Raw genomic sequence first — 22,659 nt, forward strand, 5'->3', positions numbered from 1 at the left:
GCGCGCGGCCTTAAGGCGACGGCGGATCAGGATGTCGTCAGTGCTTGTGATCGAAGCGGCGAGTGAAAAATTCGCCGGCCAGCTGGATAACCGAGACGAGCGCGACCAGTATGAAGATCACGACGACCATCACCTGGGTTTCGTAGCGCTCGTAGCCGTAGCGAATCGCCATGTCGCCCAGGCCGCCGCCGCCAACGGCGCCAGCCATCGCCGACATGTCGATCATCGCGATTGCGGTTACCGTGACGCCGCCGAGAATGCCGGGCAGCGCTTCGGGCAACAGCACGTGGCGCACGATCTGCAGGCGTTTGCAGCCCATCGCGCGCGCGGCCTCGATCAGCCCCGGCTCTACACCGCCGAGATTGACCTGGACGATGCGCGCGAAGAACGGAATCAGGTTCGCGCTCAACGGTACGACGGCCGCCCACGCGCCCAGCGTCGTACCGACGATGAAACGCGTGACGGGCAGCAGCGCGACCAGCAGGATGATGAAGGGGATCGCGCGAAACATGTTGATCGCCGTCGAGAGCGTTTTGTGCAGTAAGGGCCGCGGATAGAGCCCGCCTGGCGCGCTCAGCGTGAGCACGATCGCGAGCAACATGCCAGCGACGATCGCGATCAGCATGGACGCGCCCACCATTAGCAGGGTCTGGAGCAGGGCCTGGACGTAGCGGTCAGCCAGGGTCGGCGACATAACCTTTCACCTCGCGGGTAATATGTGCAGGCATGCTAACGATCAGAATGCGGGAATCACAGAACCGTTGAAGTGCGTCTGGATATAGTGCCTGACCTCCTCGGACTGGTACGCTTTGACGAGCTTCGGCACCCACGGTGCGTTGCGGTCCTGCTCGCGCACCGCGATGATGTTCACGTAAGGGTTGTGCTCCTTGCGCTCGACAGCAATGCCGTCGCGCGTGGCGTAGAGTCCCGCCTCGGACGCCACGTTATTGACGATGGCCGCGGCGTCGACGTCGGGCAGTGAACGCGCCTGGACGAGCGGGTCGGCCTCGACGAAATTCAGCTTGCGTGGATTGGAGCGCACGTCCTGTAGCGAAACCGTGCCAGTGTAGGGATCGACGCCGTCGCGCAACGTAATCAGTTTGTGATCGCGCAGGATCACGAGTGCCCGGGTCTGATTGCTCGGGTCGGCAGGAATGCTGACCGTTGCACCGACAGGCAACGCTTCGAGCGACTTGTACTTTTTCGAGTAGAAGCCAATGGGCGAGATATACGTGTCGCCTACTGCCACGAGCTTATAGCCGCGCGATTTGACCTGATCGCGCAGATACGGAATGTGCTGGAAGGAATTGGCGTTCAGATCGCCATTGTTCAGCGCCTCATTCGGGCTCGCGGTGCCGCTGATCACGATTGCCTCAACGTCGAGTCCGTCCTTCTTCGCTACCTGCGTGACGACTTCCCAGATCTGCTCATCGACGCCGCCGGCCACGCCCACCTTGAGCGGCGTCGGCGCGCCGGCGGCGAACGCGGGGCCGCTGGCAAACGGCAGTACGAGCGCGAGGGCAGTGAAAATGCGCAGGGTTCGTCGAATCATGAAGATGGCTCCGGAATGAAAGGATGGGCTGACATGCCGGGCAATTATAGGAATGTAGATCAGCGTCGCACTACGAATGGATTGTCGAATGCTAATGACACGGGCCCATGCCGTGCGGCTCAGACGACGACCTGATCGCCACGAGCGGCGAGCGACGGTCGCGGCAGCGGGCCGCCTTCGGCGAGCACACGCGTGATGCTCCCGGCATCGAGCGGTTGACTGAAACGGAATCCTTGCGCTTCCACGCAACCGAGAGCGAGCAGGAACTCCTGCTGCGCGAGCGTCTCCACGCCTTCGGCGATGACGGACAAACCGAGCGCCTGCGCAAGCGTGACGATTGCCTTCACGATTGCACCGGTGTCCGTTTCCCCGACGCCTTGCACGAACATGCGGTCGATCTTGATTCGGTCAACCGGCAGCGTGCGTAACTGACTGAGGCTTGAATAGCCCATGCCGAAATCGTCGATCGCAACACCGATACCGGCGCAGCGAAATTCGTGAAGCCGGCGTACGGCGAGCTCCGGTTGCTTCATCAACGCAGTCTCGGTGACCTCGAGTTCGAGTTTCGTCGGGTCGACGCCCGTCTCCTGCAAAATGGTCTGAAACGTCTCGACAATATTCGCGCGTTGCAACTGAAGCGGCGACACATTGACCGATATGCGCACGGGCGCAATACCCATTTGCCTCCAAAGGGCCGATTGTCGGCAAGCCTCATGCAGCACCCACTCGCCGAGCATCGCGACAAATCCCGACGATTCCGCAATCGCGACGAACTCGGCCGGAGCGATCTCGCCGTATATCTCATCGTGCCAACGCACAAGTGCTTCGACGCCAAGCACCCGGCCGTTACGCATGTCGACCTGGGGCTGGTAGTGCACGCGCAGCGCGCCTGCTTCGATCGCCCTTCTGAGGCGGGCTGAAAGGACAAGCTTCGCGTCGGCATCCTCGCGCATTTCAGGCCGATAGCGTTCCCAGCAATTGCGGCCACGACTCTTGGCCGCGTACATCGCCATGTCCGCGCACGAGATCAGCGTTTCCACATTGCCTCCATCCGCTGGAGACACGCTGATTCCCGCGCTCGCGCTCACGACGATCTCATTGCCTCCGACGAGCGCTGGCTTCGCGATCGCCGCGAGCATGGCATCGGGAAGATCGAAGGGCGCTGCGTCGTCTCGCCCGCGCGGAGTCACGACGATGAACTCGTCGCCGCCATAGCGACCAAGAATATCGCCCGGACCGGTGCAGGCCCGCAGACGCGCGGCCACCTCGACGAGCAACAGGTCGCCGATGCTGTGCCCGAGCGCATCGTTGACAGTCTTGAACGTGTCCAGATCGAGGAAGACGACATAGACGGATCCACCATGCCGGTCTGAGTCACTGAGGAGTGCCTGTAATCGTGCGCTGACCGCCGTACGATTCGCGAGCCCGGTCAGGCTGTCGCACTCGCTGAGTTCGCGCAAACGGCGTGAGCGATCGAGAAGCCTCACTGATACGTCATGGGTCGTTTTCGCGAAAAGGAGTGGATAAATGAAAATGATGGGCAGCCACAACGGCGCGATCCGACTATCCAGTGAAGTTGTCGAGAATCCAAAGATTGCCGCCCCCGCAATAAGACCTGCCGCACTCACGCCCACCCCGGCGGCGAAGATCGGCCAACCACCCACCGCCATGTTATCGAGCGCGAACATCAACAGGATCACGACGGACGCGACGGGTTCGAAATGAACGGCGGCGGTCAGCCAGCCGCCGAACGCCGAATCGAAGAGCATGTTCCAGCGCTCTTTGCGGGGCGCATCGTCAATGGCATGGCGTACACGCCACCAGGCGACATGCGGCCAGGCGAGGCAGATGGCGAGAACGCCGACGAAGAGCAACGCCGACCCATGTCGCGCGTGCAGCAAGGACAGCACGGGTATGGAGCCGATCGCATAGCCGAGGACCCTGAGGACGTAAATGCGCCGCAAAAAACCGGCGGTCCAGAACTTGTCGCCCGTGGCGGACGTGAGCACGAGGTCTCCCCCGATCAAATCGTACGATTTAACGAGAGTAGACCAGATCGGCTAATCGCGCGAGCCCCTTCGAGCCTGTGGATAAGGGATCAGAGCCTGGCAGGTGCGATGGCAGCGAACGCGACTACGAAAGGGGCAGGTTGTGCCTCGGCTGCGTCAGCATCGTTGGCTTGAGTATGTCTTCGAGTTGGGTCCGGGTGAGCAGTCCTCTCTCGATGACGATCTCCGCGACGCTTCTTCCCGATACGAGCGCTTCCTGCGCCACCTGGGTTGCATTCGTATAGCCGATATACGGGTTCAGCGCAGTCACGATGCCGATTGAATTTTCAACGAGCGAGCGAAGCCGATCGCGATTGGCCGTGATCCCGTCGACACACTTCGACGCGAGCGTGAGGCATCCCGCACGCAGGTGCGCGACGCTCTTGAACAGGCTGTGCGCAATGATCGGCTCGAACGCGTTCAACTGCAATTGGCCGGCCTCCGCAGCGAAGCTTACCGTTACGTCATTGCCGATGACTTCGAAAGCGATCTGGTTCACGACCTCAGGAATGACCGGGTTGACCTTGCCTGGCATGATACTGGAGCCCGCCTGAACCGGCGGCAGATTGATTTCGCCAAGACCCGCGCGCGGGCCGCTCGAAAGCAGGCGAAGGTCGTTGCAAGTCTTCGAGAGCTTGACGGCCACGCGCTTGAGGACCCCCGACAGTTGCACGAACGAGCCGACGTCCTGCGTCGCTTCCACGAGATTGGGCGACGTCGTCACAGGGATGCCCGTGACGCTGGCCAAATGGCGGCAGACGAGCGGCGCGTAGTCGGGCGACGTGTTGATGCCGGTACCGATTGCTGTGGCGCCCAGGTTGATTTCGCAAATCAGTTTCGACGCTTCCCTGAGGCGTTCCTGATCCTCGTCGAGCATGACGGCGAAGGTGCTGAACTCCTGTCCTAAGGTCATGGGGACGGCGTCCTGCAGCTGTGTTCGTCCCATCTTCAGATCGTCGCGAAACTCCTGCGCCTTTCGCTCGAACGCTACGCGCAAGACACCCATCGCATCGACCAGTTGCGCGATGCCCATATAGGTGGCGATTTTCAACGCAGTCGGATAAACGTCATTGGTGCTTTGACCGAGATTCACATCTTCGTTCGGGTGCAGCACCGCATAGTCCCCGCGTTCGTGGCCAAGATGTTCGAGCGCGAGATTTGCGATCACTTCGTTCGCGTTCATATTGGTCGACGTGCCGGCGCCGCCTTGAATCACATCGACGACGAACTGGTCGTGGGCGATCCCATTGCGGATCTGCTGGCACGCGTGAACGATGGCCTTCATCTTGTGCTCGGGGAGCAGTCGCAACTCGTAGTTCGCCAGCGCCGCGGCCTCTTTCACATACGCCAGGGCGTTGATCAGGTTCGGATAGGTCGAAATCGGAATACCGGTAATCGGGAAATTGGCGAGCGCGCGAAGCGTATGGACTCCGTAATAAGCTTCGATGGGCACGGCGAGGTCGCCGAGAAGGTCGTGTTCGATACGTTCAGAACGGTTCGACATGTCTTTGCTCCGTGGGAGAGTGTGTGGATCAACCGATGGCTGCGTCGACCGATAATGCATACGTGACGCAGCGTCGAGCGAGGACGTCCGTGGGATCGACCAGCCTGACGCGAGCACCACCCTTGCCCACGAATTCAGTCCCGGTCAAAAGGAGCGGGAGCTCGGTGCACCCAAGGACGACGACTTCAACGCCATCGGCAATCAGTTCTTCCATGGCGGCCGCAATGTCTTCCTGACACTGCCCCGTCGTCAATCCCGCCTTGACGCCATGCTTTCCGTAGATGGCTTCCATCACGCGCGCCTGCAGCGCGGGGGAGGGGGCGACCTGACGAAGACCTTGCGATTCGAGCGCCTTTCGATAAACCCCGCTCGCAATCGTGCCCGATGTCGCCAGCACGCCAATATCACGAAGCGCCGGATAAGTATCGCGCAAATAGCCGACCGTGACGGTCAACATGTTCACAATCGGGATGTTGAGGTACGGCTGGATGCGCTCGACAAATGCATGAGCGGTGTTGCACGGAATCGCGATCATGTCCGCACCGCCGTCTTCGAGCCGCTTGCACGTCGCATACAGCGAGACCGTTGGGTCCGCGCCGTCGCCAATCAGGTTCTCGGTGCGGTCGGGAATCTGCGGGTTTTGTTCGACCAGCAGCTTGATGTGATCCTGGTCGCGTGTGGCTGGCGTATTTCGGACAATCTTCTGGAGAAAATCGACCGTTGCCGCGGGGCCGACCCCGCCCACGACGCCAACCTTGAAGGCGTGCGCCGGAGAACCATAACCGCCAGATACGACGTACTGCGCATACGCCTGGTTGGCATCGACGAGCGGTACGCCCAGCGGGCCGATTTCGTCCGCAACCAGAGCGATTTCGGTCATGCCGGGCACGATGACCTGTGCACCTTGCTCGATCAGATCCTGGCAAGCCTTGTGCAATAGCTCGACCGGACGGCCGCGCAGGTTCCCGCTCTTGATGCCATCCGATCCATATACGGCCTGCGTAACCGGATCGAAGCGCTCGTGGCATCGGGGATGGATGACTTCGAACTCTGGGGCCGCAAAGTACCGTTCGAACAAGCGTTTCTCCCGCGTGTAGTCGGAGGCGAGTACGCCGATGCGGCTCACGCCGGGGAACTTGCGCCGAACATGGCTGCGAACCGCCTCGATCATGTCCACGATCTGCAAGCTCGTGTTCGCGCGCAACTCGTCGATAAAGGTGTGACTGAGGAAGCACGGCAGCACGACCGTCGTCACGCCGCGCTTTTCGAAGTCCCGGATCATCTCGAAGATATACAGCTTGCGTTCCGTGGTAGCGGTGCTTCCGGAACCCGAGCTGGGAAATGGCGACTGCTGAAAGATGGCGTCGAAGTGCTCGGCATCGGTCGATGCGGGCGTCGCCTTCACCAGTTTGAAAAAAACGTCTGCGCTTGCGAGCGGTCCCAGGCCGCCGACAATGCCGAACTTGCGCTTGTGGCCGGCGACGTCGGAAGTCATTTTGCCCCACCTGGCGCCGGGCCGAAAACCTGCTCGTCGTCATCGACGAAGTCGGAGACGGTGCGCTGGCGCGCGCCTTCCCATTTCGCTATCACAGCGGTCGCCACGCTGTTGCCGATCACATTGGTCATCGTGCGGCCCATGTCGAGGATCTGGTCGATCGCGAGTACCATGGCCACGCCTTCGACCGGCAAGTGGAACATCGGCGCCACCGCCGCGACCACCACCACCGAACCGCGCGGCACGCCGGCCATCCCCTTGCTGCTGAGCATCAGGACGAGCAGCATGAAGAACTGCTGCGAGATCGGCATGTGGACCCCGAACGCCTGGGCGATGAAGATGGCCGCAAACGCCTGATACATCATCGAGCCGTCGAGATTGAACGCATAGCCCAACGGAAGGGTGAAGCCGACGACCTTCTTGTCGACGCCGAAGCGTTCCAACTGCTCGGTCAGCCGCGGATAGGCCGCCTCGCTGCTCGCCGTCGCAAACGCGATCATCGCCGGTTCGCGCACCGCCTTGAGCAAAGCGCCGACGCTACGGCCGAGGAACAGATAGCCGACGAAAACCAGGATCGCCCACAGCACGGCCAGCCCCACATAGAAGGAGCCAATCAACTTGCCATACGTGTAAATGACGTCGAGGCCGCGCAGCGTGACCGCCGAAGCGATCGCGCCGAAGACGCCGAAGGGCGCGGCACGCATGACATAGTTCGTCACGCGCAGCATGACGGGCACCATGCCGTCGATCATCTCGATCACGACCTTGACGCGCGCGTCCCGTTTCGTCGCGCTCAGCCCAAGGCCGAGAAAGACGGAGAAGACCAGGATCTGCAGGATATCGTTACGCGCCATGGCGTCCAGCAGGCTGGTCGGAAAGGCGTGGGTTAGCACGTCCTTGAAGTTCAAGGCCGAGGTATTCAGGCCAGTGTCGACCTCGCCGCTACCCGCGACCATGTGCAGGCCAGCCCCCGGCTGCAGGAGATTCGCGAAGACGAGGCCCACCGTGAGCGAAATCAGCGACGCGCAAACGAACCAGCCTACCGAGCGCAAACCGATGCGCCCGACATCCTGGCCGCTGTCCATGCCGGCCAGCCCCGACACCAGCGTGACAAACACCAGCGGCGCGATGATCATCTTGATGAGGCGCAGGAAGATGTCCGTGACGATCGAGAAGTAACCTGCGATGGCTTTGAGTGTAGCCGGATCGGATGTACTGGCGTGGCACGCGTAGCCCGCAACGACGCCCAGTATCATGCCAACGCCAATATAGAAGGTGAGGCGATTTTTCATTTCCGTCTGTCCTTGAGTGACGCAGGGCGGTCAAGACATGACCGGCGTACGTTGAGAGACGCCTTGGAGCGAGATCGACTGCGACTCGGTCAAGCGTTGACAGGCATATTAGGGACGCCAAAAGAAACGATGATGCCGTTGTGGCATGTGACTATGCGCAATTTGCATAAGGCGGGAAAACCCTAGACGCCGGACTGTAAAACCGCACGACAGTGCTGCCAGAGCGTATCGAGAAACTCGCTGCGGTTAGAGGCGTCGCGATAGACCCGAAGCTCGATATCCAGATTCCAGGAAGGCGGACCCGCGGGAACCAGTTCACCCGCGTCCAGCTCCGCGGCAATGGCGCTCTTTGGCAGCCAGGCCATCCCTTCGCCTTCCATGACCATTTTTTTGAGCACCTCGGCCATGTCCGATTCATAGTGAAGCAATAGCGCGGGTGCAGAGGAGGCGCGACCCAGCAGCAGCGCAAGGCAACGCCCGAAATAACTCGTCTCGGTGTACGAAATGTGAGGCAACGGCTGCTTTGCCGTTCCTGGCAGTCGATACATCGGTGCGGAACGCAGGTTTGGCCTGCTGGCCGGCATGAGTGTGTCGATACCCACGGTGAGATGCTCGTACTTCGCGGGATCGAGATGCAAAGGCAGTTCGGGATGGTGATAGGCGAACATCAATTCGCAGTTGCCATTCACGAGCATCAGGATCGAGTCGTGCACGTTGGTCGGCACCACGCGCGCGCGCACGTCGCCGAAGTGGGCGGAAAGCGCCTTGAGCCACGCAGGCAGGAAATTTAGCGCGATCGTGTGGCCAGCGGCAATCTGGAGGCTCTTGCCACCGATCCGTTTTTCAGTGCGGATGATGGCGCGTGTATCGAAGAGCCTGTTCAGGATATCTTCGGCGACCTCGCGGAATAATTGACCCGCGGGCGTCAACACCGGAGGGAAGCTGCTGCGATCGATCAATTCCGCCCCGACCCATTGCTCCAGCGATTGAATGCGCCGGCTGAACCCGGACTGGGTCACATTGCGGAACTCGGCTGCGCGCGAAAAGCTCTGGTATTGAGCAAGGGCGATGAAGTCCTCGACCCACTTGATTTCCATACGTCTGGCCCGCCTTGTGAGACGCGAAATACCGTTTTCAGGAAGCTCCGATCTTACGCCGGTGCCGTCGCATCAGGTCACGTCCCAGACCGCGCCTGACCGGGTGAAGGTCAGCGAGGGCATCCACGAGGATTGCGTCCGCACTAACTCAATGCGGACGCAATCCTCACCGGTTTCGGTCAGTAAGTAGCAGAGAAAGCTGCCTGCACCTGTGCGGGCGACGTGATCCCATTGGCGATCAACAGTTGGGTTAGCAAACGAGCCTTCTCAGGATTGAGATCGAGCGACGCGACAAATCCGCTTTTGTCATCGTCGACTTCGACGTTCCGGTTCACGAAGCCCGATCCAACCCGCGAAGACCGAACGACAACGACGCCCATTTTTGCGGCCCGCTGCATGGCAAGCATGGCGGCGTTGGACACGTCGCCATCGCCGACCCCGGCGATCACGATTCCCTTCGCCTTGTCCGCAATCGCGTGGTCGATCTGTGTCGCGTCCATGTTGCTGTGCGCGAAAACAATTTCGACCCGGGGCAATTGTCCGTCGACGGGCAGCGTGTACGGGGCCCGACGAGCCGAGAGAACAGGCGAAACGAAGCGGATCGATGCCGGATCCACATAGCCGATTGGCCCCGCGTTGGGAGACAGGAACGTCTGAACCGAAGTGGTGTTCGTTTTGGTTATCCAACGCGGATCATGAATCGTGTCGTTCATCACCACCATCACGCCACGCCCCTGCGACTGCGGGCTGGCGGCGACCTCGACGGCTTCGAGAAGGTTATTGGGACCATCAGCACTGGTGACGCCGCCCGGTCTCATCGATCCCACGAGGACGACCGGCTTGGTGGAATGGATAACGTTCTTCAGAAAGAATGCGGTTTCCTCCATGGTGTCCGTGCCGTGCGTAATCACGACACCGTCCGCCTCGCCGCGATCAAAAATCTCGTTGATGCGTTTGGCCAACTGGAACCAGACCTTGTCGTTCATGTCTTGCGAGCCGATATTCGAAATCTGCTCAGCCGAGATCGTGGCGAATTTCTCGATGCCGGGCACATCCTTGATCAACTGTTGTCCGGTTCGCTCACCCGAGTTGTATCCGATAGCCGAGCGGGCGTCTGCCGTTCCGGAGATCGTGCCTCCGGTTGCAAGTACGATGACGCGCGGCAGTTGTTTTGCCTGGCCGACGACGTTCGGTTGTTGATCTGCGCTGGCATCCGCGGCTGCCGCGGACGTGCAATAGAGGGGAAGGGCAATGAATACCGCCAGTGCAGCGGAAATGGTCGTATGAAATGGAACTGAAACGGGGCGCGCGAATTTTTTCATGATCGTGTACAAGTGGAAGAAACCTTTGACGGAAAGAACGGCGAAGTCACCGGCATATCGGCGAGCGAATGAGGGATCACAATCTCTGTTAAACGAACGCCGGGGCCGATTGAGTTTGCGCAGCGCACCCTGCGGACGACTCCGAATCTGGTTTGTAGCGGCTCTGATCACGCCGCGCGTTCGAGTCAGATCGGATGATAGAAGCAGCCAGGCAAAGGCCAATGCGGGGGTGGCATGTTCCCATGCGAATTCCGCATAACATGGGAAAACCCCAGGCGTCCAAGACTTCAAGCGGTCCGCTTGCGTCAGAAGTTGGAGCAACGTTTGATCGCTTTCTGGCGTTACTGCTCGGCCTTGGAAACCGACGGTCGGTGTTGGGTAATCAGCAACGATTGATCGTTCTGATCATCCGGCGCCTCGGGAGATATTTGCTATAACGAAAGACACCAACCAGGGTGGTAGTCCGTCTACCTACCAGTACTACGGAGGCTCCGATGAAATTCATCGTGCAGTGGCACAGGATTCCTGGCGTAACCCCGTTGCAGACGCGGCAAAAACGCCGGGAGGTGGAACCGCTACGACCCGCCGGACTTAAAGTGCTCGGCGAATGGTACGCCGTAGCCGAGCCAGAGGGAGTCGCAATAATAGAAGCCGATGATCCGCGTGATGTGGCGTTGCAGTTTCTTCGATATGCCAGTTATGTGAAATTCTCAGTCACTCCCGCCCTGTCTCGGGAGGAGTGGGAGGAAGTGCTCGCGAAACTTCCCGACAGTCAGACATGAATCCTGTCCGCGTCTGACCGGATGACTGGTGCCCTGGATAACGGAGCCCGGATCCATGCAGGAGGCGATCACGTCCGGCTTCTGCCGTTCACCCTTTAGCTGCGAGTGTCCGCTCTGAAGTCAGAGTGAGCCCCTCAGGGATAGACGTGTCTCTTGGCGAACTCGGCTGGCAGAAGCGTCTGCGGTAGTCGGATGGGGTTAGGCCCACGACTTTTCGGAACACGCGACGAAACCCTCCGACGTCAGCGTAGCCGAGACGCCACGAAATTTCCTCGATGCTCGCCTGCGAAAACTCCAGCATTTCGCGCGCCCTGGTAATTCGCAGCCTCTGCTGATATACGCTTGGCTTCATCCCTGTGGCCGCAACAAAACGACGCAAAAATGTGCGGGGTTCAAGCGCGGCATATCGTGCAATATCCGCAACGCTGACCGGACATTCGCGTTGAGTAAGAAGCCATTGCTGTGCTTTTAAAATGGTTCTATCGCCATGCTTCGTTCGCGGATCGAATTCGCTATAAAAGCGCTGCTCGCGTCCAGGCGGGTCGACGTTCATGAAACGTGCTGTTTCCAGCATGACTGAGGCGCCCAGAAACCTCTCGGTGAGCCGTAGCCCAAGGTCTGCCCACGCCAGTACGCCGCCAGCGGTGACAACGTCTCCATAGTCAATGATCATGTAGTCGGTTTCTGTAAGCACATCAGGAAATTGCAGGGCGAATCGATCGCTGAATGACCAATGTGTCGTGGCCTGCCGGCCGCGTAGAAGACCTGTTCTCGCCAGGATAAAGACACCACCGCATACCGCGGCGAGGACTACGCCTTCGGCATGGTTATCTCGAAGCCAGCGCAGTAGCGGACTATCCGTTTCGATCTTCTCGGGGGCTTGCACATTCCCGGGGATCACTACCAGCGACAATGCGTGCGGTGAACCCGGACAACTGTCATACGCACAACGGACCTCGGCTGTGCAATCGTCCACTCGCCAGTGCGTAATTCGCACAGGTGGCCGCGCGTCGCCGTTTTGTCGTTTCGCCGCGAACTCACCTGCGTATGTGAACAAATCAGTCAGGCCGTAGATACCTGCGTTCGAAGAACCCGCGTCGCAAGCGAGTCCAATCTCGATCCGTGGCGACGAAGCTAGTGCCGTTTTTGCCATGTTTTTTGTCACATTCGGCCGTTGTGGTGTTCGGGCGCACTGAATACTCTGACACTAGCAGACTCATTTCGACTGAAACCGGGGCAAGCACGGCCAGGGAGCCGGTATGCCCAGGTTCTAAACGTCAGTTCGTTGAGCCCCCAACTGTCGGGTCAATGCGGAGTACCGGTTTCCGAAAGTCACGTCTGCGCTCGTGGAACATTCATCCCTTGTTAGAACCGCCAAAAAAAGGATACGAGATGAAAGCGAACCCTGGAAGTGGATACATCACCACCGCAGACGGAACCCAGATTTTTTACAAGGACTGGGGCACCGGTGAACCATTGGTCTTTCATCATGGCTGGCCCCTTTCGGCTGACGATTGGGATGCCCAATTAATGTTTTTCCTCGATCAAGGATATCGGGTCATTGCTCATGACCGCCGCGGCCACGGGCGCTCTACCCAAACTGTGAGCGGTCATGACATGGACACCTACGCCGCCGACGTCGCCGAACTCGTTAAGATACTTGATCTGAAGAATGCGGTACACATCGGTCACTCCACGGGTGGTGGGGAAGTGGCGCGTTATGTCGCCCGGCACGGCACGGGCAACGAACGCGTAGCGAAAGCGGTACTCATTAGCGCAATTCCGCCTCTCTTCATGAAGTCAGAGAAAAACCCCGAAGGCGTTCCCAGGGAAGTAGTCGACGAGATCCGCAACGGCACGGCGAATCACCGCGCCCAGTTTTACAAGGACATCACCGTTCCGTTTTACGGCTTCAACCGCCCAGGCGCGACGGTCTCCGAAGGCATCCGGGAGAACTGGTGGCGGCAGGGCATGATGGGCGGCATCAAGGCCCAATACGATTGCATCAAGGTGCTTTCGGAAACGGAGTTCTACGACGATCTGGCGATGATAGACGTGCCAGTGCTGGTGATGCACGGCGAGGACGACCAGATCTGCCCCTTCGCGACGACGGGAGCGAAATCCGTCAAGCTTCTCAAGCACGGGACGCTCAAGTCATATCCAGGATTGCCGCATGGCATGCCCACCACGCATGCGGAGCAGATCAACGCCGACCTGCTGGCGTTCATCAAGGCTTGAGCGGTCTGATACGCCGGGCAACGCCGGGGCGCTCGCTCAGGCGTTATCGCCTCACTTGCCTCAGCCGGCCATGGCGCTGCAAGCCAGTCGGCGGACGAGCACAGGGCTGACGCATGGTTGACTGAAGGGAACAATTGAATTGCCATAGGCGATGATGTTTTCCCGTCGAAACTCGCCCAGAATCAGATCTATCCCCGAAGGCCGCGAACAACCCTTGACGGACGAACTTCGCCTTGTCCATAGGGCGGCTGCTTCCGAGGTTCAATGGCTATTTAACCCGCCAGTTCGGAGCGTGCTCGGGCTGGTCGGCGGTTCGAACGGTTCGAGCGGCTCGAAAGAGGTCGCTTCGAACGGATGCTTTCGACAAGCCATCGATTCGAAAGTCACTTCGAGGGGCCATGTTCCATACCCTGGTTAAACGCCAACGGAGCAAGAAAATGGGCAAGTTCAGCAATTACGAGTACAGGAATCTTCCCGGGTTCGACATGAAGACCTTCGCGGGCGCGAACCAGGCTATCCCGATGAAGACACTCGTGATCCACTGCCTTGACCCTCGGGCGGTTGAAATCCCGCAGGCCGTCGCTGACTATTTTGGGGACGAGGTCTACCCGGGAGAAATCATCACCGACGAGAATGGCACCCGAGTTGGATCCACGCGGACACTATTTGCCGCGACGAATGCGGGCGGACGCGCCGCCTTCGCTCTAGCGTCCGTGGCGGCGATGGATTATTTATTCGATGTTCAAAAGGTCGTTGTCGTTCACCACTCGTTCTGCGGTACGACGACCCTGACGCCGGAACTGATGGTCGAGGAGTTTCATGATCATCATCACGCTGATATCTCGACGCTGTTCGATCACGATAGCCTCGCCATCATGGATTTCGAGGAGTCGCTCAACTATGACATCAAGTTGCTTCGTTCGAGCCCGGCAGTGCCGAAGCACGTCAAGCTCTACGGCTTCTTCTATGAGATCAGTTCCGGCAAGTTGACGGAAGTGGTGCGGGACATTCCTGCATAGGCCGCGGTGTGAGCGAATTACCGGACACGCGAACGACGATGACCTCGGGTACGCATTTCATGCAACGGGCATGAGTCGACCCACACGGGACGATCGACTTTCCACCAGGCAGACGTCCAGGCCGGACTGGAACGCTTTGCCGAACGGCGCGGGTCGAAGTCGATGAATATAAGCGAATCGATTATCGACTTCTACCCAAAGGCATTTGATCGATAGGAGTCCAGCCATTTCAGTGAGCCATTTTTATTGGTGTGGGTAGAATCGCCAATTGGCTTCGAGCAGGCAATCGTCTAAATAAGAGGCCGAACCGTTCCCGCGTGAACAAGGCCGTCATGAAGCTCTATTTCAGCCGCAACCTGGCATGCGCGGCTCATGGAGATACTCGCCTGACGGGATCCATTCGTGGGGCTCGACGCGCCTGAACTGCCCCCGGTCATGGCGGAAACGAGATGATCAAGGCAAGAGCCGATTGGAGTCCGAAGCCTCGCGACTGATTGGGTCGTGGGCTTTGCAGTAATTTCGAAAAAATTACTGCAATTGATGCCGGCGGTGTTTTGCAGTAAAATTTGAAAAATTACTGCAATATCTTCGAGCCATGGACGGTCTACCCCTCTATCAGCGTCATGATCAGGCGTTTAGCTCCCAGTACGCGAACATCGAGCAGGCCAGCGCCGCGCAGGAACGGGTGCTCGTGGGAGCGCCGGGCACGATCATCGAGCACAAGCGCGGCGACGCCGTCTACTATGCCCGCCAGTTCATGAATGCGGAGGGCAAGCGGCAGCAGGAGAGCCTGGGCGGCCCCAAGGGCGACCCGGTGGCCGATGAACTCGTCACGACGGTGCAGGGGCAGATAGAAGAGACCAAGGATCTCATTGGCCGCATCCGCGAGCTTGCAAAGCTCGGCTTCCAGATCGCGGATAACAAGACCTATGCGACCATGGCCGTGCTCTATAACCACGGGCTCTTTCAGGCCGACGGCGTGCTCGTCGGCTCGCACGCATACGCCGTGCTGCTCAACAGCCTGGGCATCATGGCGCTCGCCTATGAGACCGAGGACATCGACATCGCTCGCGCCCGCCAGCTCGCACTGCGGGGCGTACCCTCCGGGGGCCTGCTCGAGATCCTGAAAGAGACGGGCATCGACTTCGTTCCGGTGCCGGGGTTCAACAGAGGTGACCCGTCCACATCGTTCAAGCAGGCCGGACGGACACGTTTTCACGTCGATCTGCTGGTGCCGTCGAAGGACAGCACCTTTCCGACCGTCGCCGTGCCCGAACTCGGCGCGCACGCGAGCGGCATGCCGTATCTCGCCTATCTGCTTGGGCAGTCACATATGGGCACGCTACTCTCACGGCACGGCGCCGTGCCGGTGCGCGTGCCGGACCCCGCGCGCTTCGCGATACACAAGATCCTTGTCTCACGTCTGCGTACCAACATGCTGGTCAAGTCGCAGAAGGATATTCAGCAGGCTTGCGTACTGCTCGCGATGCTAGGCGAGCATAGAAGCGGCGATATCGAACTCGCGTGCGCGGATTTTCCGCGTTCCGCGCGCACGTTGATCCGCCGCGCGCTGCCCGACGTGCGCCGCTCGCTTGACGCCCATGACGGCGCGTTAGCGGAACTGGAGGAGGGTCTCGGCGCATGAGCGCGCCGCTCGGCCAGTTGCCGATTCCTTCAAGGGACCAGATAGGATAACTAATCATGATCCGTTGCCAAATAGCTACGGCGCCGCCATCGCTTCGGTCGTCGGACGCGCCGCATAGGCACCGGCCATTGTTTCACGGTTCGTGACATCCCATCCCAGCCGGCCAATGTTTGCGTATTAGCCGGCAAAACGCGCTGCGTTCCTTGCCCGCGAGCCGCGCTGCCGCGCTCACGTTGCCCCCCGCGCGCGTGAGGATTTCGAGCAGATAGGTACGCTCGAACTGCATCACAGCGGTGGCTTTCGCGCTTTTGAAATCCTGCGCGGCGTGCGTTGCCGCGGCCGCTGCGCACGCATGGCCATGCGCGCGATGCCGGTCCGGTTGCGTGATGTGAATCGCGGGCCCGTCGCCAAACAGATACTCGCGATGGATCATGTTTTCGAGCTCGCGCACATTGCCGGGCCACGCATAGCTTTCGAGGAACGCGATAGTCTCGGGATGCAGCGCCTTGAACGGCTTGCCATAGCGCTCACTCAAGCGGTGGCTGAATGCCTGCGCGAGCAGCACGGCGTCGCCTGTGCGCTCGCGCAGGCTTGGTAGCCGTACCGCGAGCACGTTGAGGCGAAAATACAGATCGCTGCGAAAGCGTCCTTCGTTCGTGAGCGCTTCGAGGTCGGCGTTGCTCGAAGCGATTACGCGCACGTCGGCGCGGCGGCTCGTCTTGCCGCCCACCATGCGGTATTGATGGTCTTGCAGAAATCGCAGCATAACGATCTGCGTGCGCTGCGTCATCGCCTCGATTTCATCGAGAAGCAGGGTGCCGCCGTCGGCCTGGCCGACTAGTCCGATCGATGCCTCGCGCGCATCGGTATACGCACCGCGCACGTGGCCATAGAGCTCGCTTTCGAGCAGGTTCTCGGGAATGGCGCCGCAGTTCACGGGGATGAAGGGTGCGTCGCGTCGCACGCTCAAATAGTGAATGGCGCGCGCAGCGAGTTCCTTGCCGGTGCCGGTCTCGCCTTCGATCAGCACGGTCGCGTCGCATTGCGCCGATTTGCTGATCAAGGCCAGCGCCTCGACGAAGGCCGGGGACTCGCCTATCAGGCGATGGTCTCTTGCACCGCGAGCCACCGCGCACCCCGGTGCGGCGCCATCTCCGCGTGTCGATTGCCTCATCACAAACCTCGCTTTTCCAGGGCTCACTCTCAAGCCACCGGAGTCTGGCGCGCGGGATGCATCGGTGAAACGTGCAGCGTCGAACAGGCCCGAAAGCCGCATGAACGCTGGATTTGCGAGCCGGCGTTCATGCATGCTGCTCAACGATTATGGATGGCGGAATTGTCAGTTTCAAGGAAAATGTAATACGAATAGAAAGCTAACGTCAGGCAAAGTTTAGGGCTGGTTCAACCCTGACCAGGCGGTCGGGAGCGCGCCACCGTTCATTTGCACGAGCCCCGTGAACACGTTGCCTAGCACGGTGCCGATCACCGTCGGTGATTTCAGTCCGATGATGGCGGCGTAGCGCAGCGCAGCGATGACGGTGTTGTTGCCCAGCACCGCATACGTGGACATGACGGTCACTTCGCCCAGGGCCGACTCGACGCCTCTCGTGTTCGCCTGACGCGTCTGCGATGCGTTATTGGTGTAGTGGCAGGTCGTGACGCCGCCGATCATCGCCACGATCGACCCCGGTGCGGCCTCGACGCGGTTCGAGTGCACGTTGACCGTGCCGGCAAACGACGTCGTCCCAACCGGCGCGGTGATCGGCGTTGCTGGCAGCGCTTCGGATCCATCGATCAGGATGACAGACCATCCGTTGAGCTTCACACCGGTCTGCACGGTCCAGTTCGTCGTGCGAATCAAGTTGCCATCGAGGTCGAGCGTCTCGAACGGACCGGAGATGCCGACTGCGGACATGCGAACATTGCCGAGTTTGGTCGGCCCGACATCGATCATCTGGTTGCGCGAGAGTCGCATCACGGGCGTTTGCTCGACGTAGACCGCGCTGATCGGAATCGTCGTTTCGACCGGGGTTTGCGCGATTGTGTCCAGTCGGTTGTCCGCAAAGCAGAACGACGCGATCTGGCTCACCGACACGCAGCGCACCTCGCCGCCGACGTCGGCAATTTGTGCTTTGCCGACGGGCGTGAGCGCGTTGCCGCTCGCTGTGACGGTGTTGTTGCTCATTGTCAGATCGGCGTTTGGCCAGGCGGCGGCCCACAAGGCGAGGCCGCATTGCTCGAACACGTTGCGCTCGATGCGGATGACAGCCACCGACTTCGGGTTGGTCTGGCCGAGTGCAATCGCACGCGTCGCACAGCCGATGATCGCGTTGTCGACGATCGTCACACGCGGAATGACGGCTGCGTTGCCTTCGGTGCCGTCCTGGGGCTGCAGCATGATTGCCAACTGCGCGCATGCGAAGCGATTGCCGACGACATTGATCTCGCCCAGCACGGCTGCGCCGGGACCGGCCTGCAAATATTGCGCGACACCGGGCTTGCCGCCTGCCGCTGCGCCGTCGGCCGCTGCGGGTGCTGGAATGGTTGCACTGAAGAGCCCGACCGGCGTCGTCACGATGTTGGTATCGAAGTGGAGCGCGTCGAGCAGGTTGGAGCAGGCGACGGCCGCGAACGTATCGTTCGCGGCGGGCGCCACGCCGCCTGAGGGCTGCTCGCTGATGTTGAGCCCGCGCAGCGTGATTTGCTGGCTCGCGTCGATGGCGAGCGCGGCCGTGCCGAACGCCGGATCGCTCACGTAGTTGCCATCGGCGTTCGGCGCGGGCGTTACGCCTTGCAGCGCGAAATCGGCGAGCGTCACATCGGTGCTGCCGGTGATGATAAAGCCCATGCCCGCCGATGCCATCAACTGGGTCGCCGTGCGCTGGCCGCGCAGTGTCAGCGCTTTCGCGCCGCTGATCATCACCGGTTGGGCGAGCGTGTATTGGCCCGCCTCCAGACACACCGCGCCGCCGCCCATTTTGATCACCTGCTGCACGGCGGATGCGATCGTCAGCGTGCCTTGCGCGTGCGATTGCGGGCTCACGCAGACCGTGCACGCGCAGCTTTCGCTCGCGCCGCCCTGCGGTGGCCAGAATTGGCGGCAATCGGTGGGCGCCGTGGGCGGCGGGCTCACGAAGCCAAGCCGGGCGTAATGATGGTGGATGCCGCGCGGCGGTGCTTCGACGAGCTGCTCGATCGATGCATCGCCCGTGCGCGCGGCGAAGACCCAATAATCGCCGGTATGAAAGATGCCGCCCGCTGCGGCAATATCGAACAGCGCGACGATGCCGCTTTCGAGCGCGATCGCAACCGTGTTCGTGGCAGGCACCGTAATCACGCCGCCGTTCGTATCGGCATTCACGTAGTTGGAGGGCGGCGACGTGTCGGTGCGCAGCACCTGACCTTGCTGGTTCCAGCGGCGCACGCGTGTGCAAAGCGTCGGGTCGGGCGTGCCGACGGGGAACTGCGTGGCGTCGATCGGTGAGGTGACGGTGATCGTGAGCGTTGCGCTGTCCACGCCGTTGGTGGCGATCTGCAGCATGAGGCCGGGCAGGCCGTTTAGTTCGTGAGCGTTGTCGATCAGTTCGATCCAGTCGCCTCCTTGCAGGCCGAGCACCGCATCGCGGCCTACGCTGTCGACAGTGAAGCTCGTGCCGTTGACGACATTGAGCACGCGTGCCTCGATCGACGCGTTGTCGCGCGACCACTTGAACGTCGCGGTGCCGGGCGCGCCGGGATGGTGGATCTCGATTCGGTAGAGCTGGTTCTCGAGGCCCGTGTAGCCGCCCACGGGCGGGATGATGCATGGATCGGTGCTGCCGTAGGTTGCGGTCTGCGTACTGAGCCGTCCCGCCGTTGGGGCGATGAGCGTGCTCCAGCCCGGAATGTCGCCATCGGGCGACGAGCACGTGAGCGCGCCCGCGTTGTCGCCGAGCGACAGCAGCTTCACTTGCCAGACGAGTTGCGTGCGCGTCGTCGTATCGACGCCGCCGAGCGCCGGTTCAAGGATCTTGGGCGCTTCGTATTGCGTGACTTCGCGCCTCCATACGTCGAGATACGCGAGGCTCGTGCCGCTCGCCGGCAACGCGAGTGCATTGGGCAGATACGGTTGTTGCAGATACGGCGTCGGCAGCGTGCCGACGTTCTCGGCGAGCTTCGGATCCCACGCATAGGGCGCAAGCCCGTGATTCTGCGCGAGCAGACCGTCGACATAAATGCGGCCGACGCCGATCGTCAGTGCGTTGGTCGCGTCGAACGCGAGCTGGAACGCGTTGGGCGTGGACAACGGCACGAGCGCTGCACCGCCGAATGTGTCGAGCATGCTCGCCTGCGCGAGCCGGAAGCTCTCGGTGACGAGTTCGTTCCAGTCTGCATCGGTGAGCGGGCGGCCCTGTTGCAGGAGCACGCCCTGAAAATCGCAGGACGAATCGAACTCGCAACGGCTGTAATCTCCACTCATGGTTTGGCTCCTTCGTGGGCGGCTCGCGCGCGTCAGCTCGCGTAGATCACGCCTGCTTCAAGGCTGATGCGCAGATACTCGGCGAGCCGCACCTGCAAATTGGTTTCGCGTTGTGCGCCGTAGACGAAATTGAATGCGCCTGGCTGGCACTCGTTGTCGGCGCCAGTGAGGAGGTCCGCGCCCGACGTGGTCGCGAGTTGCGCATAGGCCGGAAAGCCATAGCGCAGCGTGGTGAAGCGCGGCATGCCCGCGGCCGGTGTGCTCGCCGACTCGGGCAGGCATTGATAGCGGCGCGGCACGCGCACGCTCGACGGTAGATAGCTGAAACGTATGCAGCCTTCCTGAAGCCGATCGGCGACGATCGCGGCCGCCCAGGTGTCGCCCGTTGCGAGATCGGCGAGCAGGATCGAGTTGCTCACGAGCGGCAGCGTTTGGGCATGAACCTTACCGATCACCGTGCATTGCTGCAGTTGTAGCGGCGCACCCGGGCCGGTGCCGTCCTCGCCCGCGTACGCGACGGCAGTCGGGGCCGTTGCGTCGATGATCGAATCCGCGGCGCTCAGGGTGCTATTCACATCGATGCGCTGCGGCCCGGCAATCGAGCACGAAAGCGTGACGGCCACGCCGGCAATACCGACCACGAGGCTCGGATCGCCGGGGTGCTGCGGTGTGCAGTCGGGCGCGAGCGAGAGGCCCGGCACCAGTGTGCAATGCGCGATGTCGAGCTGCGCGAGTGCGTTGCCCGCGCCCGCGTTCACGGCGAGCGTCGCGCCTGTGATCAGCAAGCCATGCAGGCCGATCTGCGCACCCGCGCCGCCGCCGAGCGACGATGCACCCGTGAGCACGAGCGTCGGTCGAAAACCGTTGTCCGCACGCACCACGATGCGCTTTCCGGCCGGCACGTTGATGGTCAGCGTCTCTTCATAGCGTCCGCTGTTGCCGATCACGACGACGCCGCCGTTCGCACCAAGATTGTCGATCGCGGTCTGCACGCTTGCGTAGTCGGCGGGCACGCGCACGAGCGCGGGTGGGGGTTCGGCATCGGTGACATCGGCGGTGCGGTCGTACTCGCCGCCGCCCAGCTCGGCGGAGAAACCGTACAGGAAGTCGACGAGCAGTTGCGTGCCCGCGGGGAGGTCGGGGCGCGAGGCGATCCGCCCGAGCACCGGATCGACCGCATACACGCCATTGGACGTCGGCAGATGCGCCCAGTTGCCCGCGACGTCCTGAAGATTGCATATGCACACGTTGTCGCCGTCGACGGCCGTGACGCCCGCCGCGCTCGACTCATAGAGGCACACGCTCAATGGGTAATAGCTGTTGCGCGCGGCGTCGAGCACGCGGCGGCTGATCGGCTCGGGCACGTCGAGCGGCGTCGAGAGACCCGCAAAGTCGTCGCGTGGTGCGGGCCGTGTATAGAGCGGCTGATCGATGCCAAGCGGATGAAACCGGTAGCGGCGCGCATCGACGGACACAGCGGGCGATGCGCGCAGCGCGTAGGCATCGATGCTCCAGACGAACATGCCGATGTTCGGAATGTTGTAGCGTCCGCGTCCGCTTTCGATGCGGCGCATCTCGGGGGTACGCATGATGGTGTCGAACGCGCCGCCGAGCCGCTCCAGCGGCTGCCATTGGCGCAGGTCGGGGGTCGCGAGACATTGCGCACGCAGATGGTTCATGTATTGCGTGACGATCAAGCGCTGGAAGTATTCGACGGCGGTCGCGTTCCAGCCGGTGACGTCGCGCGCGATCTGTTCGAGCGCGACGGCGGTGCCTTTGCGCCGTCGGTAGGCGATCGTGTGGGCGACTTCGGCGCGCGGGCTCGCGATCGCGGGGGTCACCCCGTGCAGCACCTGATAGCCGATCAGATCGCCGATATACGGCACAACCCAATCCGCGCAGGTCTCGACGAACTGGTCGTCGTAGAGCTGCTCGACGTTCTCCTGCAGCGCGGCGATCTGCTCCGCGATGACGCCGACGAGGCTCATCAGCGGTCCCGCCTGGGCACGCTGCTGAAGTTGCGCGAGTGTGTTTTGCTCCGTCGGCGTGAGCGGGTCGCCGTTGGCGACGAGCGTTTGCAGTTCGATCAGGGTGGCCTGGTCGTCGGCGTTCAGGATGCCGGGTGTGAGCTGCGCCCGGGCAAGATCACGGATGCGCAGGATGGCCGGCAGCAGCGTGAGCAGGTCCTGGGTAGCGAGGCTCATGG

General features: G+C 61.3%; 16 protein-coding genes. 4 read left to right on the forward strand and 12 right to left on the reverse strand.

Annotated features, from left to right (window positions below):
* Nucleotides 1-37: 37 nt before the first annotated feature.
* The 8 genes from JMY28_RS19675 to JMY28_RS19710 all read right to left on the reverse strand — a co-directional run bounded on the left by JMY28_RS19675 (nucleotide 38) and on the right by JMY28_RS19710 (nucleotide 10,265).
* Entirely contained in the window at nucleotides 38-694 is a 657-nt protein-coding gene (locus JMY28_RS19675; RefSeq protein ID WP_201697584.1) for a methionine ABC transporter permease, read from the reverse strand.
* Nucleotides 695-736: 42 nt separating this feature from the next.
* Nucleotides 737-1,552, reverse strand: a complete 816-nt coding sequence (locus JMY28_RS19680; RefSeq protein ID WP_201697585.1) for a MetQ/NlpA family ABC transporter substrate-binding protein — start codon at nucleotides 1,550-1,552, stop codon at nucleotides 737-739.
* A 119-nt stretch (nucleotides 1,553-1,671) separates the two neighbouring features.
* Nucleotides 1,672-3,561 (reverse strand): EAL domain-containing protein, encoded by a 1,890-nt coding sequence (locus JMY28_RS19685; RefSeq protein WP_201697586.1) that lies wholly within the window; start codon nucleotides 3,559-3,561, stop codon nucleotides 1,672-1,674.
* 124 nt (nucleotides 3,562-3,685) lie between these two features.
* Nucleotides 3,686-5,104, reverse strand: a complete 1,419-nt coding sequence (gene aspA, locus JMY28_RS19690) for an aspartate ammonia-lyase (RefSeq protein WP_201697587.1) — start codon at nucleotides 5,102-5,104, stop codon at nucleotides 3,686-3,688.
* 28 nt (nucleotides 5,105-5,132) lie between these two features.
* Nucleotides 5,133-6,599 carry a cysteate racemase gene (gene cuyB, locus JMY28_RS19695; protein ID WP_201697588.1) on the reverse strand — a complete coding sequence of 489 codons (1,467 nt, stop codon included), beginning with the start codon at nucleotides 6,597-6,599 and terminating at the stop codon, nucleotides 5,133-5,135.
* Nucleotides 6,596-7,891 carry a dicarboxylate/amino acid:cation symporter gene (locus JMY28_RS19700; protein WP_201697589.1) on the reverse strand — a complete coding sequence of 432 codons (1,296 nt, stop codon included), beginning with the start codon at nucleotides 7,889-7,891 and terminating at the stop codon, nucleotides 6,596-6,598. The genes cuyB and JMY28_RS19700 overlap by 4 nt, the downstream gene beginning before the upstream one ends.
* A 182-nt stretch (nucleotides 7,892-8,073) precedes the next feature.
* Nucleotides 8,074-8,988: a LysR substrate-binding domain-containing protein gene (locus JMY28_RS19705; RefSeq protein ID WP_201697590.1), complete on the reverse strand. Its 915-nt coding sequence runs from the start codon at nucleotides 8,986-8,988 to the stop codon at nucleotides 8,074-8,076.
* A gap of 179 nt (nucleotides 8,989-9,167) precedes the next feature.
* Nucleotides 9,168-10,265, reverse strand: a complete 1,098-nt coding sequence (locus JMY28_RS19710; protein WP_407945522.1) for an asparaginase — start codon at nucleotides 10,263-10,265, stop codon at nucleotides 9,168-9,170.
* 539 nt (nucleotides 10,266-10,804) lie between these two features.
* On the opposite strand from JMY28_RS19710, the gene JMY28_RS19715 reads away from it, so the two are divergent.
* Nucleotides 10,805-11,092, forward strand: a complete 288-nt coding sequence (locus tag JMY28_RS19715) for a DUF3303 domain-containing protein (protein ID WP_201697591.1) — start codon at nucleotides 10,805-10,807, stop codon at nucleotides 11,090-11,092.
* 88 nt (nucleotides 11,093-11,180) lie between these two features.
* Here the strand turns inward: JMY28_RS19715 and JMY28_RS19720 are convergent, their stop codons facing one another.
* The gene (locus JMY28_RS19720; protein ID WP_201697592.1) at nucleotides 11,181-12,245 is read right to left on the reverse strand and encodes a GlxA family transcriptional regulator; all 1,065 of its coding nucleotides are present in this window, start codon (nucleotides 12,243-12,245) and stop codon (nucleotides 11,181-11,183) included.
* Nucleotides 12,246-12,484: 239 nt separating this feature from the next.
* Here JMY28_RS19720 and JMY28_RS19725 point away from each other — a divergent pair, with 239 nt between their 5' ends.
* The 3 genes from JMY28_RS19725 (at nucleotide 12,485) to JMY28_RS19735 (ending at nucleotide 15,994) form a co-directional block, all read left to right on the forward strand.
* Nucleotides 12,485-13,330 (forward strand): alpha/beta fold hydrolase, encoded by an 846-nt coding sequence (locus JMY28_RS19725; RefSeq protein ID WP_201697593.1) that lies wholly within the window; start codon nucleotides 12,485-12,487, stop codon nucleotides 13,328-13,330.
* A 437-nt stretch (nucleotides 13,331-13,767) separates the two neighbouring features.
* On the forward strand, nucleotides 13,768-14,349 hold the full coding sequence (locus JMY28_RS19730) for a carbonic anhydrase (RefSeq protein ID WP_201697594.1): 582 nt from the start codon (nucleotides 13,768-13,770) through the stop codon (nucleotides 14,347-14,349).
* A 595-nt stretch (nucleotides 14,350-14,944) separates the two neighbouring features.
* Nucleotides 14,945-15,994: a GSU2403 family nucleotidyltransferase fold protein gene (locus tag JMY28_RS19735; protein ID WP_201697595.1), complete on the forward strand. Its 1,050-nt coding sequence runs from the start codon at nucleotides 14,945-14,947 to the stop codon at nucleotides 15,992-15,994.
* A 133-nt stretch (nucleotides 15,995-16,127) separates the two neighbouring features.
* Here JMY28_RS19735 and JMY28_RS19740 read toward each other — a convergent pair whose 3' ends face one another.
* From JMY28_RS19740 to JMY28_RS19750, 3 genes are all read right to left on the reverse strand, one after another.
* Nucleotides 16,128-17,168, reverse strand: a complete 1,041-nt coding sequence (locus JMY28_RS19740) for a sigma-54 interaction domain-containing protein (RefSeq protein ID WP_201697596.1) — start codon at nucleotides 17,166-17,168, stop codon at nucleotides 16,128-16,130.
* A gap of 216 nt (nucleotides 17,169-17,384) precedes the next feature.
* Nucleotides 17,385-20,453, reverse strand: a complete 3,069-nt coding sequence (locus tag JMY28_RS19745; protein WP_201697597.1) for a DUF6519 domain-containing protein — start codon at nucleotides 20,451-20,453, stop codon at nucleotides 17,385-17,387.
* Nucleotides 20,454-20,485: 32 nt separating this feature from the next.
* Nucleotides 20,486-22,657 (reverse strand): hypothetical protein, encoded by a 2,172-nt coding sequence (locus JMY28_RS19750; protein ID WP_201697598.1) that lies wholly within the window; start codon nucleotides 22,655-22,657, stop codon nucleotides 20,486-20,488.
* Between the last annotated feature and the right edge of the window lie 2 nt (nucleotides 22,658-22,659).

This window comes from Paraburkholderia hiiakae (assembly GCF_904848665.1).
GTDB lineage: Bacteria > Pseudomonadota > Gammaproteobacteria > Burkholderiales > Burkholderiaceae > Paraburkholderia > Paraburkholderia hiiakae.